The organism is Dolichospermum sp. DET69 (assembly GCA_017355425.1).
Taxonomy (GTDB): Bacteria; Cyanobacteriota; Cyanobacteriia; order Cyanobacteriales; family Nostocaceae; genus Dolichospermum.
Map to the genome: position 1 here is coordinate 1,688,734 of CP070233.1, position 16,965 is coordinate 1,705,698.

A 16,965-nucleotide genomic window follows, 5' to 3' on the forward strand; every position below is an offset into this window, starting at 1 on the left:
AGAACATTTTCTCTAGTAAACACCTGGAATTTTCATTGATAAGTTCAAAAATGGTATATTCAAATCACCCTATGTAATAATTAATTATGTGGTGATTTGCCCGAATAAATGTTCACCAATCAAATCAAAATGTTATATTGTTGATCTTTATCAATCAAACATAAACATTAATGTATGAGTTATTATTTTTTATCTTGAACTTATAGAGTTTTTATCAGATTTTCACTGGTTAAGTCACGCCAGTTTGACAGAAATTCCCTATTAACTTAAAATAATAGCAGCAGACACAGTAGCTACACTATATCTGCTGCTTAATGAGATCGAAAAATCCGATTATCAACTACTTGTAATCAAGCTAATACATAACGGTGTCAGTCAATCAACAATTAAAAATCTATAAAAAGCCTGTTTAGGTTGCTTTTTTAATTTTTAATTTTTAATTCTGTCTTTGGGTACTAGACTTTTGTTTGTAATGTCTTGAGTAATTCAGTATTCACGCCCGATTCACGAGTGAGAGAAATTTTACCTGTACGAGCGATTTCTCTAAGTCCAAATTTTTGTAGCACTTGCACAATCGCCACCATTTTACCAGGATCACCCACAATTTCCAAAGTCAAAGAATCTTCAGCCACATCAACAATTCGCGCTCGAAAAATCTGAGACAATTCGATAATCTCTGAACGATTATTACTAGTAGCATTTACCTTCAGAAGCATCAATTCTCTTTCTACACAAGGAGTTTCTGTAATATCCTGCACTTTGAGAACATTAACTAACTTATATAGTTGTTTAGTCAGTTGCTCAATAATACGATCATCACCCGGTACAACCATTGTAATCCGAGATACTCCTTCTTGCTCCGCAGGACCTACAGCAAGACTTTCTATATTAAAACCTCGACGAGCAAATAAACTAGCAATGCGGGATAGAACCCCCGCTTCATCTTCAACGATAACTGACAACGTATGTTTCATCTGCGACTCAAGAAGCATGGTATAAATGCAGACCGGCACTCATGACTGCGAAGCGAATTTCTACCACGCTGAATTGTCGGTCTGAATTTCCATTTTATACTTAATAGTTAAAATCATTACGTTAATGTGAAAAAATTATAGGAAAAGTCAGGAAGAAGAAGCAGTAAAATCTCTTTGATACTTAATTTTTAATTTAAATTTTGTACTCCCATATTATTGGCAATATGCTCTATCTATTATTGGGTAGATGTGGGCTTTGAATTAAGGGCTTATATTTTGCTTATAGCGTTTCTTTTGTTGAGTGAGATACAAGAACCCCACCCCCAACCCCCTCCCCGCAAGGGATGCTACGGTGTACACACAAGTCTTCTAGAGTTGCCCCACAACGTTTAGATCCCCCCAACCCCCCTTAAAAAGGGGGGCTAAATTCTTCAAAGTCCCCCTTTTTAAGGGGGATTTAGGGGGATCAGATAACGTTTAGCATCCTGTCTAGAGATGTGTGTACACCGTAGGCAAGGGATGAGGGGACTATGATCTACCTCATTCAAGTGCATACCTGCATACCGCTATAGAAATAAATAACGATAGGAAAAAAGTATTTATGGGTTGGTTACAAAGACTTTTTGGCTTAGAAAAATCGGAAAGCGCCCAAGTTAATCCAAGCTCTAGCGATGATGCTAATACACAAACACTAGATCCAGAACGCATAGGATTAAATGGAGAATATGACCAAAGTGGTTTAGCAAAGCGCGTGGCATTAGCATTTGATCAAGATCCTGACCTTGATGATGTTGATACTCTCTGGGTTGCTCAAACAGGTGGCACTGTGGTGCTAAAAGGTCAAGTTCCCAGTCAAGATACTCTCGACCAAATGGTTGCTGTAGCTCACACGGTCAATGGCACCACAGATGTTGATACTACACAAGTTAGTATTGATTAAATTGGATATAGATTAACTAAATTCTCTTGTGGAATGGGCATCTTGCCTGCTAATAATACAAGGACGGGCAGGATGCCCATTCCACAAGATCGAATCATTTTTTTGTGAAGTTCTTTAAGAGGATGTTTGAAAAGTTTTGGGCGAATATAATTCGCTACTACACAAGCAAAGTCCAGATGGTGCGTGGACTAACGAAAAATTAAGGTTATTTAACCCACGAAGGTGGGTTTTGTCTGTGTAGCTGTGACTTCTAGTCGCTTCTAGTCGCCAGGTGGGTATAAATTAGACTTTTCAAACACCCTCTAAGCCGATTGAATGAACTACCCAATTATCAATTCCCATTTCCTATCCAATCTAAAATTGCTTGGTTAACTTGCTCTGGTGCTTCATCCTGGGGACAATGACCAACATCCTCCAAATATAGCAATTGTAATTTTTCGTTGTAGCCAACAAATTGATTTGCTAATTGTGGAGGCACAAATCGGTCTTTTTTTCCCCAAATTAACAACATGGGAATTGTTAAGTTTGGTAAAATTTTCTTGACACTAGGACTAAAATTAACCCCTGTTGTTGCTTTAAATAAGGCTCTAAAAGCACGCGCAGATCCCCTATCCTGGGGAGGTCCAGCTAAAATATCTATAAGTTCATCAGTAATGGCTTTGGGATTTGCATAAGCTAAACTAGCCCAAGGGCGCAGGACACTAGGACGACGGACAAAATAAAATAGTGGTTTTAATATTAATCTGGAAGTAAATATGCTTTTAATCCCGCTGACAAAAGGCTGTAAAGCAGTGGGAATCATTTCTTGCTCCAAATTAGGATCGGGTAAACTTATCATGACTATGCCCTTCACCATATCTGGATGGTTAGCGGCTGCGACTAGAGAAATCAGTGAACCGATGGAATTACCAACTAAAACAACTGGTTGACGGATAAAGGTTTTCCAAAAGTCGTAAACTTGCTCTACCCATAGTTCCACATTGTAATTAGTTGCAGCTTTTTCTGAAGCCCCAAACCCAATCATGTCTAAGGCGTAAACAGTGTGCGATTCACCCAAAACCTCCAAATTGTGTCGCCAATGACCAATGGAAGCACCAAACCCATGCAGTAAAATTAAGGGCGTTGTTTTTGCATAATTATGGGGAGGACGAATATAAGTATAACGGGTTTGCCAACCACGCCACACCCAGTCCCTTTGATTACCAACTCTTTGCTGCCAATGTCTTGCTGTGGTCACAGTTATCTCTTATTAATTAGTGGGAAACTATTAACCTTGTTCGTTCTTTCTTAATATGTTACATTATATTTGATTGACTTCCATGTATACCTAATTTTGTTATACTAGAGGAGTCTTCTAGATAGCATATATCTATGTATCCGATGAAGAAAGTTGTAACAATAGTTATTAGTGTAAAATATCATGTAATTTAAGTTAAATAATGCAGTGGAATCAACTCAGAGTCAAGCTATATAGTCATAAGACTTAATTACACTTCTCTTATGAACTTGCTACACTAGAGAGGGATAATTATTTTTCAATTCTGAGTTACCGTTGTATTTTGCCTTTGTTGGCATATCAAACTAAACTAACTAAATCAAGACCAGTCCAAATTCTTAACTAAAGAGCTGCCACTAATCATAATGCCTGTGATTGAGAAAAAAAGAACTCGCGATCTGCCCCAAATTAACGAACGGATTCGCTTCCCGAAAATTCGGGTGATTGACACTGATGGCGCACAACTGGGAATCATAACTCCGCAGGAAGCGATACAATTAGCAGAGGAAAAGGAATTAGACCTAGTGCTAATTAGTGACAAAGCTGATCCGCCAGTATGTCGAATAATGGACTATGGGAAATATAAGTTTGAGCAAGAGAAGAAGGCGCGGGAAGCGCGGAAGAAGCAGCACACGGCTGATGTGAAAGAAGTGAAAATGCGTTACAAAATAGAAGAACATGACTATAATGTACGCGTCAAACAAGCCGAACGCTTCCTCAAAGATGGCGATAAAGTTAAGGCTACTGTAATGTTCCGAGGTCGGGAAATTCAACACAGTGACCTGGCAGAAACGTTGCTTAAACGGATGGCTACGGATTTAGAGCCTTTTGGTGAACTCCAACAAGCACCAAAGAAAGAAGGGCGAAATATGATGATGCTAATTTCACCTAAAAAATAATCTTGTCAACAACATGGTAACGAATGCTGCATAAATTTAGTTAATAATAGAATCTAAAATTGACACTAGGGAAATTTTTCCCATTCCCTCAGCATTCGTCCCTATCTAGATTCTTGCCAATTTATTCTAAAATGATAGTCCTGACGGCTGAGTGAGAAAGATAATACTCAGTTGCTCAGGACTTTTGCTATGAAAAATGTTATGACATAGGAGTCACCGAGTCAGTAGGGGCGTATTGCTATACGCCCCTACTGAACCACGAAGGAGCGTTCGCGGAGCGTCTCGTAGAGATAGTACACGAAGGAAGAAGGAAGAAGGAATGAAAAATTAGTAGCTGGTCTCTAGGCTGATGTATTTTTTTTAAACTGTATTACTTACCTTTGTTACTGTGGTTAAGTAATAAAATCTATTACATACTAAGATAGGAATATTTAACGGAAAGTGTAAAATTCTCTTTTTTCTACATAATCCTGGCAAATGTATAGTTATTTTTACTTAGTTATCCCAGACAATAAAACTGTATGGAATCGAAAAATCATGGGTTTACTAGCAATCGAGGCTTTGTGGCACGACTGCTGAAGTGGGTAAATCTCCGTCCAGAAGAAGTTGAACGCACTTGGATGATGTTTGCTTTCTACACAACGGTAGCTGTGGGATTACGATGGGCAGAAGATAGCACTGTCGCCTTATTTTTAGATCAATATGGTGCAGGTCAACTACCTTGGGTTTATATTGCTAGTGCTGTGCTTGGTGCGGGACTGGTTGGTTTATTTTCTTGGTTGCAAAGGATTTTTCCTCTCCGTTGGGTGATTGTAGCGATTGTACCTTGTATGATCGTGCCTTTATTTTTACTAGTATTGTTGCATTGGGGAATTAGTGTTCCGTCTTTTGCAATGGTCATTATTTTTCTCCTCAGACTGTGGGTAGATGCTTGTTATGTAGTCAATGACCTAAATACTTCCATTGTTGCAAATCAACTCTTCAATATTCGGGAAATTAAACGGACTTACCCACTGGTTAGTAGTGGTTTATTAGTAGCAGATGTCATCAGTGGGTTTAGTTTGCCTTGGTTGGTAAAAGTCATGGCACTAAATCAGGTGATTATTCTCGCTTGTTTGGTGGTTCTCTGTGGTTCGGGAATTTTATTTCTTTTAACTTATAAATATCGTGGTGCTTTTCCCGCTACTCCCCAACGAGATATTCCTGAAGAACAAGGTACTCGCCATCGTCGCTTGCAAACTCCTCTAAAGCGTTATGTCTGGTATTTGTTTATCTTTGTCGCCCTGTTGCAAGTCATGGGCTTATTAATAGATTTTCAATATCTCAGAGAACTGAATGCTAATTTTGGTAATCAGGATTTGGCTAGTTTTTTGGGTCTGTTTGGAGGGATTGTGGGATTGTGTGAATTATTCACGCAATGGTTTGTTTCTAGTCGTCTGATTGAAAAGATTGGGGTATTTTCGACGGCGGCGCTGTTACCAATTACTGTAGGATTTTTATTACCATCAGCGATCGCTCTGTTGAGTTTCTTTCCTTCTATTCAAGCACAAACAGTTTTCTGGGGCTTAGTCAGTCTAAAATTCTGTGATGAACTTCTCCGCTATACCTTTGTTGTCAGTAGCGGACCAGTTTTATATCAACCTATTCCCGAAGAAATTCGCAGTTGGATTCAAACATTATCCGGTGGTACAGCCGAAGCTATTTCCAGTGGTTTAACGGGATTAGCAATTTTTACCACTTTGTTTTTTGTCGAACAATATGTGCCTGAATCCTTACAAAAATGGGTATTTGTGGGAGAAACGATGATTATCGCTGCCAGTTGTTTAAAAGTAGTCTGGGAATTGCGATCGCGCTACGTTGATTTATTGGTGTTAAGCGCTGAAAGAGGAGAAGTCAGTGCGGCCACTGTCGGGTTACGAGTATTCCAACAGGGAGTAGTCAAAGCCTTAGTAGAAACAGGTAATACAGCTGATAAAGCTGCTTGTGTCGAACTTTTAGCCCAAATTGATCTCCAGGGAGCAGCCGAGGTTTTAGCGCCATTACTTGCACAACTTCCACCAGCTTTACAATCTAAAAGCCTGGAAGTAATGTTATTAGCAGGTGCAAACCCAGCATACTTGAATGCAGTTAGTCCTCTCTTAGAACAGTCTCCAGCTACATTTGATCCAGAGGTGTTTGCTCTGGCTTTACGTTACGTTTACTTGGCTGATGTGAATCCTGATTTAAGCCTCTTAGAAAAGTACCTACATCCCCAATACCATTCACTAATTCGGGCTACCTCTGCCGCTTTACTCCTGCGTCAGGGAACACCTCACCAAAGAGTAGTAGCTACAAATACTATGCAGCAGATGCTAACTCATTCTCAGGAAAAAGAACGGATTAATGCTGTCAGAGCTTTCAGAGAATCTGTAGATATCCAAGAATTACAATTACATATTCCCAGCTTATTAACAGATAAATCTTTGCGGGTGCGTTGCGCTGTTTTGGAAATGATTGCTGCAACGAGGTTAGAACAATACTATTCAATACTATTGACCGCCCTATCTTATAAGTCTACCCGCACTACTGCTATTCATTCTTTAGTACAATTAGAGAACAACGGACTCCCTTTGTTATTACAACTAGCGACAAATATTTACAGACCGGAAGTAGTCCGAATGCACGCTTGGCGAACTATTGCTCTCATCGGTACTATAGAAGCACAGGAAAGTTTATGGATAAATTTAGAAACATCCTGGGGTAGTACCAGGGAATATATTCTGCGGAGCTTAATTAAAATTAACCAACAGTCAGAAAATCAAACTGTTGTGCTTATGTTAGATGAAAGCAGAATAGAAGCTTTAATTAAGGAAGAATTACGATTTTTAGGAGAAATTTATGCTGCTTATATAGACTTGCAATTAATTAATTCTCTAGACAATCATCACACTAATGAGAGATTAATTGCTATTGGTGAATTATTACAAACCGCACTATTAGAAGTAGAAATTGACGTTAAAGATCGATTGCTATTGCTACTAAAATTACTTTATTCTCCAGCTAAAATCCAAGCCGCAGCTTTGAATCTTCAATCTGAATCGGTGGTAAGTTTAGCCAGAGGTTTAGAAATATTAGACCATACTGTGAAATTATCATGTAAATTACTGTTACTGCATATTTTAGATCGCCGTCCACCACGGGAAAAACTCCAGCGTTTGATAGAATATGGAATTGTGGAACGGGAGAAAATGCCGGAGAATAAGGAAAAAGAATTAACTATCATTGCTAATCGTTTGCGTCATTTGATTAACATGAGTAATTTTCTCTCTGATTGGTGTTTGGCTTGCTGTTTTCATTTTGCCCAAGCAGCCCATATCCGCGTTAGTTCTGATCAAATTTTGGTAACTTTGCGTCATCCGACAGGCTTTGTCCGGGAAGCGGCTATATCCTATTTGAGTGTGGTTTCTGGGAGAATTGTGCAAGAAATTCTTCCTTACTTAAAAACAGATCCACATCCTCTGGTAGCGGCTCAAGTTCAGGAATTGATGAAACAAAACCGTAAGGTAAAAACAGAGAAATAAATTAAGAAGCATTTATCCACCAATTTCGCAAAGGATCATTTTTTGGTGGTACATAGTGTCCTTTAATCCGAATTGCATTGAGGACATTACTTAATACTAAAGAATCAATGCTTTGCTTCTCTGACCAATGTTTAATTATTTCTGGGGTTGATAAAATTTGAATATAGGGAGCTTCTTTGTGAATAAATGAAATTGCTTTTCTATCATCAGTTGCTATTGCCCATTTTCTCTGAACGGCTATTGCACAAGTAGCAGATTCACCATCATCAAGAATAGCAGCATAGTTGATAAAAGATTCCTCCTCTTCCTCTGATTCAAAATCTACAACTTTTAGTAAACCTTGTGCAATGGCTTCTTGAAACTCTAACACAGCATCATTTTCTTCTTCCTGAAGTAGTTGGAGTGTGTTTAATTCGCGTTCTTGTACAACTGTTGTAACAACAATTTCAGCAGGAAGAGATTTCAAAATTGTCAGAAATTGACCTGCCGCACAAAGGTTAAGTACACAACAAGCATCAAGTAAAATATGAGAGTGAGTAATTTGCATCTTTTCCTCACTTCCCAGCAGTTTGAATTTGACGCAAATCAAAATTCGTATCTTCTTCCATCATTCCGCTTGAATGTTCCCGTAATGCCTCTGCAATCCGACGAGCTTCTAAACGATTAACAGAGAGAAAATCAGCAAAACGCCCTTCCGTAATCAAACCTTGATCTAATGCTTCAATTGCAAGATGCTGATAGTGCAGTGGCATCATATCAATCCTTTGCGGGATTTGTTCTAAGCCAAGTTCTTCCTGTACCTTTCTAACTTTTAAACCTCTATCTCGTAATTTATCCCCAGTTCCAGTCGGTAGAAGTTCCATTTCTTCTAACCGATAAACTAAAGTTTCTACAGAAACACCATAATAATGGGCTAGTGTAAATAAGTTGGTCGGGGTGAATTTGCCATGGGTACGGTACATATCATTAAACCGTTTCAGCAATCCACTAGTAGGCATAAGGAAATATTTGGAGAAAGTTTCCGCTAGTTGCTCATTTTCGGGAAATCGTTGATATTGTCCATCAAAATGAAATTCAGGTTTTTGCCTATGTGCTAAAAAATGCAAGTATCCGTGCGCCATTGACCAGCGTCTTCGCTCCTCTGGATGATTGGCATTGATAGCCATACAACAACCAACTTGCTCGTTATAGCTATACACTTCTGAGTATTTTTGTGGCATCTGTAAATAGAAGATCCGTAAACCTACATCTTGTTCTAAGATGTCCCGCAGTTGGGAAATAGGAGCATCCCCTAAACCCAGTCTGTGACGTTCTGCTACTGCTATACTCTCCGCAGCCGATTTAATTGGCATATCTGTTACCTGATACTCAAGAGGATAGTTTCGCGGTAATGGTGCGTCCATAATCTTCTCAAGTTCTAGGTAATTTTGACATAATTCCTCTAAATGCAGAATAAATGGTTCAATTTGTGCCTGTTGCTCCTGACTGCGTTGATAAACTGCTCGAAACTGCACTTCAAAAGGTTGGACTACTGGACGAGATCGCACAAAATCACTCACAGAACGTCCGTAAGCACGAGCAAGTTTAATCAGTTCATTGGCTTTGAGACGGCGTTCTCCTTTCTCAATCGCAATCATAGTGGTGCGTGCAGCATCAATAATTTTAGCTGCATCAGCTTGAGTCATGCCGCACTTTTTACGGGATTGTTGTAGGAGTTCACCTAATGCCCGTAGATCAATGTTATCGAGGATGTTGGTAGTCATGATGTTTTTCCTCAACCTTGTTGAGAAGTGAGCTTAGAATATTTATTTAACAATGTCAAGTGATAAGATACTATTTTTGTATTTAATGTCAGTTTTGTATAATTGGTATAGCTAGGCAAAAGGCGATTCCTAGGTCGCGCTAGTTCCCTCCGGGACGCTTTGCGTAGCTTGCTTCCCGTAGGGTACGCTATCGCCAATAACCAATTATTTGCTAATATTTTCTTTGAAGATAATATTAAAATTACGATCATTCTGCGCCACTATGTTAACATCTGCAACTGATACTAAAGACGTAAATGCTCTTCAATCGGTACAGGAAGGGGTAGTTGTCAGCGATCGCTCACATTGGGGAGTCATCCGTATTTCTAATGATGACCGTCTTCGCTTTTTACATAATCAAAGCACCAATGATTTTGAATCGCTGAAACCCGGTCAGGGCTGTGATACTGTCATGGTGACATCTACAGCCCGCACCATAGATTTAGTAACTGGGTATATATTAGATGATGCTGTTTCATTGTTAGTTTCCCCTAACCGGCGTGAATTTCTCATGCAATGGTTAGATCGTTATATCTTTTTTGCAGACAAAGTTAAATTAACTGATGTCACCGAGGAAACGGCAACCTTGAGCCTGATTGGACCCCAAAGTCATGCTATTGTGGAAAAATTGGGGGCTGGCGCTTTAATTGGTCAACCCTACGGTAATCATGTTTTAGTTGATGGGGTGATAGTTGCAGTGGGTAGCGGTGTGGCTGCACCCGGATATACCCTGATTGTACCAATTGCAGCCAAACAACAATTGTGGGAGAAAATACTGGGATTTGGGGCTGTGGAATTGAGCGATCGCGCCTGGGAAATGTTACGAATATTACAAGGTCGTCCTGCCCCAGACTTGGAACTTACTGATGATTACAATCCCTTAGAAGTGGGTTTATGGCAAACAGTTTCCTTTAACAAAGGTTGTTATATCGGTCAAGAAACCATTGCCAGACTCAATACATATAAAGGTGTAAAACAATACCTGTGGGGGATTCGTCTCAATGATGCTACTGAACCGGGAACAGTAATTACCATTGGAGAAGAAAAAGTAGGTAAACTCACCAGCTATACAGAAACCCCTGATGGTCATTTTGGACTAGGTTACATCAGGAGTAAAGCCGGTGGAGTCGGTTTAAAAGTGCAAGTTGGGGAAACAGAAGGAGAAATAGTGGCTATTCCCTTTGTCTCTCACGAATATCCACTTTAACAAGTCAAAATTAAAGACATGAGGATAACTGCTGAGGAATTGTATAAAGATATGCTACTGGGGAAAGGGATTTCAGTGGGGTTGACTTGGAAGGAGTTAACTTGGTTAGAGCTAATTTGAATTGCTCTTACTCCCAGTTCACCGAACAGGAAATAGGAAAAACTGTTCCCTGTTCCCTTCTTCGATGACAAGTTGTTGGGTTTCACTGCGTTCTACCCAACCTACAGTTTGTATAGTGGGTTGGTAATTTGTAAGTTATTGGTGGGATGATGAAATTGTAATTGTCAGAATCAGGATGTCCAGGATTTAAGGATTTACAGGATTGTTGTTGATGAATTGTTTGTGAATAGTGAAAAATAACAAATGATAAATTACAATAAAAGTAAATTCCCAATCATCCAAGAATCACTATTATTCATAAACAATAAAAAATCACATCCTGTAAATCCTCTAAGAGGTTGTTTTAAAAGTGTTTCGCTGTGACTTTAGGCACTTTTAGATACCCCCTAACCCCCCTTAAAAAGGCTACGGTGTACACACAAGTCTTCTAGAGTTGCCCCACAACGTTTAGATCCCCCCAACCCCCCTTAAAAAGGGGGGCTAAATTCTTCAAAGTCCCCCTTTTTAAGGGGGATTTAGGGGGATCGGATCACGTTTAGCATCCTGTCTAGAGATGTGTGTACACCGTAGCTTAAAAAGAGGGGAACGGTTATCAAAGTCTCCCTTTTTAAGGGAAATTTAGAGGGATCTAAAACTTTTGATACCTATAAGAGGACTTTTAAAACATCCTCTAATCCTGGATATCCTGATTCTGACAGATTAAACATTCTCAAAAATCCCCATTACCAAAAAATCACCACATCCTGTAAATCCTCTAATCCTGGATATCCTGATTCTGACAGATTAAGGAATTTTTATTTATCGTATACTCTTTTTATAAAAATTTAGAAACCAGAATAAATAACCAAGGTATTATTAAATCAGGAATTAGCCAAGCAAAATTTCTCAAACCAGGTATTACCCTTAGTAAAATCAACCGCAAAGAACGCAAAGATACGGGACGATTGCCATTTTCATCGACAATTTTATATCTCTTGGCAACTTCAGCCACAATTTGAATTTTGCCTGTATATTTGATAATATTATCATCAGATGCTAAACTAGCGATCGCTCTCCCAGTAAACAATGGTGTTTCCCAATTATAACCATCACCAAATGATGAAGAATTACCATTTTCTGAAGTCTGTTCTTTCGCAAAGCTGGTAATCTGTTCTGTCCCCACAATCCCCGGATAAATAGCCAAAGAAGTTACATTATGTGATTTTAATTCTTTAGCCATATCTGCGGCTAATCGATCACAAGCACTTTTTCCCACACCATAAGGAACATTAAAAATATAAGACATTCCTCCCCAAGAAGAAATAGTGAAAATAATCCCCTCGTTCCGTTTTGTCATCAGCCTTGCAGCATAAATACTCGCTACATAATGACTTCGTAAACCTACATTATTAGCGGCATCCCACAAACTCGGTTCTAACTCCCAAAATGTTCTACCAAATGCTTCTCTGATGGCTTGTACACCTGCATAAACATTGTTAACTAAAATATCTAATTGACCATTTTGTTCTCTTTCAATTTGTGCAAAAAGTTGCTGAATTTGCTCATCATCACTATGATCAACTTGCACAGAAATACAAATACCACCAGCTTCTCCAACTGCGGTTTCAGTTTCTTGTAAACTACCACCAAGACTATCATGATTAGATTCAAGAGTGCGTCCTGTAATATACACCGTAGCACCTGCTTCACCTAATCCAATTGCAATTCCTTTACCAATACCTCTGGTAGCACCTGTGACTAATGCGATTTTACCTGCAAGATGGTTACTCATTTTTTATTGCCAAATTTGTATTCTTAGTATATATAATTGGATTGCGACTTTGCACCTTTGCGCCTTTGCGTGAAACAAATTCACACTTTTATTCAGCAACGCCAAAAAATTTCTAACTTTTAAAGATATCCCGAAAAGACAAGATATTGTTACAATATTTAACAACGTTGATCTAACTGGTGGCTTCTTCATAATGGTTAAGACACTTCCCCCTAGTTCTCGAACAAGTCAGGAGGACAGTCGCGGAGGCGAATTGTCCGTAATTGAAGTGGTAACGGAACAAAGTACACAGACGGTAGTAATCAAATCGGCAGAAGCTTCACGAAAGCCAAGACACAAGGCGCGGGTGAGGGCGGGATCTGAACCGGAATCGGTGCTGTATGATCCTGTGGAAATACAAGAGCAGTATAGTGGGCGATTTCTGCAAGTTTTACGGCGGATTCTCACAGTCCTCAAACCAATTCTGGCCTTTGTTTTTGGGTTGTGGTGGGATAAGCAATGGGGAATTTTAGTTAAAAATGAACTTCGTCGCGCTGTTCAACTTCGAGAATTATTAACAAAATTGGGGCCAGCCTACATTAAAATTGGCCAAGCTTTATCTACTAGACCAGATTTAGTCCCACCAATTTATTTAGAAGAATTAACTAGACTCCAAGATCAATTACCAGCTTTTCCTAATGAAATAGCTTACCAATTTATTGAGGAAGAATTGGGAGCGCCACCGTCAGAAATTTATGCGGAATTTTCTGGACAACCCATTGCTGCGGCTTCCTTGGGACAGGTATATAAAGGAAGATTGAAAACTGGGGAAGAAGTAGCGATTAAGGTACAACGTCCAGATTTACGAGAACGAATTACGATAGATTTGTATATTTTACGGAATCTGGCTGGTTGGATACAGCGGAAAATGCAGCGGGTACGCAGTGATTTAGTGGGGATTTTGGATGAGTTAGGCGATCGCATTTTTGAAGAAATGGATTATATTCATGAAGGTGAAAATGCCGAACGTTTCTTTGAATTATATGGTCACATGAAGGATATTTATGTACCAAAAATTTATTGGGAATACACCAACCGTCGTGTTTTAACGATGGAGTGGATTAACGGTATCAAATTAACTCAACCAGAAAAAATTGCGGCTTTAGGAATCAATGCGCGGTATTTAATTGAAGTTGGCGTTCAATGTTCTTTGCGTCAATTATTAGAACATGGATTTTTCCACGCTGACCCCCACCCAGGTAACTTATTAGCTACTATGGATGGTAAATTAGCTTATCTTGATTTTGGCATGATGAGCGAAGTTAAACCTGCTCAACGTTATGGTTTAATTGAGGCAATTGTTCACGTTATTAACCGAGAATTTGATAGTTTAGCAAAAGACTATGTAAAGTTAGAATTTCTGACTCCAGATATAGACCTTACCCCCATTGTTCCTGCTTTTGCAAAGGTATTTGCTAATGCTGAAGGTGCAAGTGTAGCGGATTTAAATATTAAAAGCATCACCGATGATTTATCAGCTTTAATGTATGAATATCCGTTCCGTGTCCCCCCTTATTACGCTTTAATTATTCGTTCTCTTGTGACTTTGGAAGGGATTGCAATTTATATAGATCCCGATTTCAAAGTTCTCAGTGAAGCTTATCCTTATGTGGCTAAAAGGCTATTAACAGACCCCTCAAATGAATTAAGAACATCATTACAGGAGTTACTGTTTAAAGATGGTAAATTCCGTTGGAATCGATTGGAGAACCTGTTAAAAAATGCCCGTAGTAATCAAGAATATGATCTGAATTTAGTCGTTAATCAAGGAGTAGAATTTCTCTCTTCTGAACGAGGTTCATTTATTCGTGAGAGATTAGTTGATGAATTTTTTAATAGTGTAGATGCTGTTAGTAAAAATGCTTTGCACAGTTTCACTTATGTACTTCGAGAAAGGGTGGGATTAACCGCAGTCAATCAAATTCCCTCAGCAACTGTTGAACAACAACAAACCTTAGAATATATTAAACGCATTGCGGGTATTCTCAGAGAAACTAAAGGCTTTGATGTGACAAAATTTGCTCCTCAATTAGCCCAACTCATTGTTAATCCAGAAGTCCAACTTTTAGGTCAACAAATTGCTACTCGCGTTACTCAAAAAGCTGTAACTCGGATAATTCGGGAGTTATTAGCATCTGAATAATGTCTGAACTGTGATTTTTTTGATTTAGATGATTTAGATGATTATTTAATCACAAAAATCAAATTAGTGTCTGAACTGTGATTTTTTTGATTTAGATGATTTAGATGATTATTTAATCACAAAAATCAAATTAGTGTCTGAACTGTGATTTTTTTGATTTAGATGATTTAGATGATTATTTAATCACAAAAATCAAATTAGTGTCTGAACTGTGATTTTTTTGATTTAGATGATTTAGATGATTATTTAATCACAAAAATCAAATTAGTGTCTGAACTGTGATTTTTTTGATTTAGATGATTTAGATGATTATTTAATCACAAAAATCAAATTAGTGTCTGAACTGTGATTTTTTTGATTTAGATGATTTAGATGATTATTTAATCACAAAAATCAAATTAGTGTCTGAACTGTGATTTTTTTGATTTAGATGATTTAGATGATTATTTAATCACAAAAATCAAATTAGTGTCTGAACTGTGATTTTTTTGATTTAGATGATTTAGATGATTTAGATAATTATTTAATCACAAAAATCAAATTAGTGTCTGAACTGTGATTTTTTTGATTTAGATGATTTAGATGATTATTTAATCACAAAAATTAAATTAGTGTCTGAACTGTGATTTTTTTGATTTAGATGATTTAGATGATTATTTAATCACAAAAATTAAATTAGTGTCTGAACTGTGATTTTTTTGATTTAGATGATTTAGATGATTATTTAATCACAAAAATTAAATTAGTGTCTGAACTGTGATTTTTTTGATTTAGATGATTTAGATGATTATTTAATCACAAAAATCAAATTAGTGTCTGAACTGTGATTTTTTTGATTTAGATGATTTAGATGATTATTTAATCACAAAAATTAAATTAGTGTCTGAACTGTGATTTTTTTGATTTAGATGATTTAGATGATTATTTAATCACAAAAATTAAATTAGTGTCTGAACTGTGATTTTTTTGATTTAGATGATTTAGATGATTATTTAATCACAAAAATTAAATTAGTGTCTGAACTGTGATTTTTTTGATTTAGATGATTTAGATGATTATTTAATCACAAAAATTAAATTAGTGTCTGAACTGTGATTTTTTTGATTTAGATGATTTAGATGATTATTTAATCACAAAAATCAAATTAGTGTCTGAACTGTGATTTTTTTGATTTAGATGATTTAGATGATTATTTAATCACAAAAATTAAATTAGTGTCTGAACTGTGATTTTTTTGATTTAGATGATTTAGATGATTATTTAATCACAAAAATTAAATTAGTGTCTGAACTGTGATTTTTTTGATTTAGATGATTTAGATGATTATTTAATCACAAAAATTAAATTAGTGTCTGAACTGTGATTTTTTTGATTTAGATGATTTAGATGATTATTTAATCACAAAAATTAAATTAGTGTCTGAACTGTGATTTTTTTGATTTAGATGATTTAGATGATTATTTAATCACAAAAATCAAATTAGTGTCTGAACTGTGATTTTTTTGATTTAGATGATTTAGATGATTATTTAATCACAAAAATTAAATTAGTGTCTGAACTGTGATTTTTTTGATTTAGATGATTTAGATGATTATTTAATCACAAAAATCAAATTAGTGTCTGAACTGTGATTTTTTTGATTTAGATGATTTAGATGATTATTTAATCACAAAAATCAAATTAGTGTCTGAACTGTGATTTTTTTGATTTAGATGATTTAGATGATTATTTAATCACAAAAATCAAATTAGTGTCTGAACTGTGATTTTTTTGATTTAGATGATTTAGATGATTATTTAATCACAAAAATTAAATTAATGTCTGAACTGTGATTTTTTTGATTTAGATGATTTAGATGATTATTTAATCACAAAAATTAAATTAATGTCTGAACTGTGATTTTTTTGATTTAGATGATTTAGATGATTATTTAATCACAAAAATTAAATTAATGTCTGAACTGTGATTTTTTTGATTTAGATGATTTAGATGATTATTTAATCACAAAAATTAAATTAATGTCTGAACTGTGATTTTTTTGATTTAGATGATTTAGATGATTATTTAATCACAAAAATTAAATTAATGTCTGAACTGTGATTTTTTTGATTTAGATGATTATTTAATCACAAAAATTAAATTAATGTCTGAACTGTGATTTTTTTGATTTAGATGATTTAGATGATTATTTAATCACAAAAATTAAATTAGTGTCTGAACTGTGATTTTTTTGA

Annotated in this window: 10 protein-coding genes; 5 read left to right on the forward strand and 5 right to left on the reverse strand. The window is 36.7% G+C overall.

From position 1 onward, the window contains the following. Window positions 1-455: 455 nt before the first annotated feature. Window positions 456-974 carry an acetolactate synthase small subunit gene (gene ilvN, locus EZY12_08040; GenBank protein QSX69545.1) on the reverse strand — a complete coding sequence of 173 codons (519 nt, stop codon included), beginning with the start codon at window positions 972-974 and terminating at the stop codon, window positions 456-458. A 601-nt stretch (window positions 975-1,575) separates the two neighbouring features. Here ilvN and EZY12_08045 point away from each other — a divergent pair. Beyond that, window positions 1,576-1,914 carry a BON domain-containing protein gene (locus tag EZY12_08045; protein ID QSX69546.1) on the forward strand — a complete coding sequence of 113 codons (339 nt, stop codon included), beginning with the start codon at window positions 1,576-1,578 and terminating at the stop codon, window positions 1,912-1,914. A 331-nt stretch (window positions 1,915-2,245) separates the two neighbouring features. On the opposite strand, the gene EZY12_08050 is transcribed toward EZY12_08045, so the two are convergent. Beyond that, a complete protein-coding gene (locus EZY12_08050; protein QSX69547.1) occupies window positions 2,246-3,151 on the reverse strand; it encodes an alpha/beta fold hydrolase in 906 nt (301 codons plus the stop codon). 404 nt (window positions 3,152-3,555) lie between these two features. Here EZY12_08050 and infC point away from each other — a divergent pair, with 404 nt between their 5' ends. After that, on the forward strand, window positions 3,556-4,089 hold the full coding sequence (infC, locus tag EZY12_08055) for a translation initiation factor IF-3 (GenBank protein ID QSX69548.1): 534 nt from the start codon (window positions 3,556-3,558) through the stop codon (window positions 4,087-4,089). A 521-nt stretch (window positions 4,090-4,610) separates the two neighbouring features. Next, entirely contained in the window at window positions 4,611-7,649 is a 3,039-nt protein-coding gene (locus tag EZY12_08060) for an MFS transporter (protein QSX69549.1), read from the forward strand. Between the two features lies 1 nt (window position 7,650). Here the strand turns inward: EZY12_08060 and EZY12_08065 are convergent, their stop codons facing one another. Continuing rightward, window positions 7,651-8,196, reverse strand: a complete 546-nt coding sequence (locus EZY12_08065; protein ID QSX69550.1) for a hypothetical protein — start codon at window positions 8,194-8,196, stop codon at window positions 7,651-7,653. Between the two features lie 7 nt (window positions 8,197-8,203). Further along, window positions 8,204-9,412: an XRE family transcriptional regulator gene (locus EZY12_08070; protein ID QSX69551.1), complete on the reverse strand. Its 1,209-nt coding sequence runs from the start codon at window positions 9,410-9,412 to the stop codon at window positions 8,204-8,206. 262 nt (window positions 9,413-9,674) lie between these two features. Between EZY12_08070 and EZY12_08075 the strand changes: the two genes are divergently transcribed. Continuing rightward, on the forward strand, window positions 9,675-10,658 hold the full coding sequence (locus EZY12_08075) for a folate-binding protein YgfZ (protein QSX69552.1): 984 nt from the start codon (window positions 9,675-9,677) through the stop codon (window positions 10,656-10,658). A gap of 934 nt (window positions 10,659-11,592) precedes the next feature. Here EZY12_08075 and EZY12_08080 read toward each other — a convergent pair. Continuing rightward, on the reverse strand, window positions 11,593-12,549 hold the full coding sequence (locus tag EZY12_08080) for an SDR family NAD(P)-dependent oxidoreductase (protein ID QSX69553.1): 957 nt from the start codon (window positions 12,547-12,549) through the stop codon (window positions 11,593-11,595). A 190-nt stretch (window positions 12,550-12,739) separates the two neighbouring features. Between EZY12_08080 and EZY12_08085 the strand changes: the two genes are divergently transcribed. Then, entirely contained in the window at window positions 12,740-14,731 is a 1,992-nt protein-coding gene (locus EZY12_08085) for an AarF/ABC1/UbiB kinase family protein (protein ID QSX70573.1), read from the forward strand. The last annotated feature ends 2,234 nt before the right edge of the window (window positions 14,732-16,965 follow it).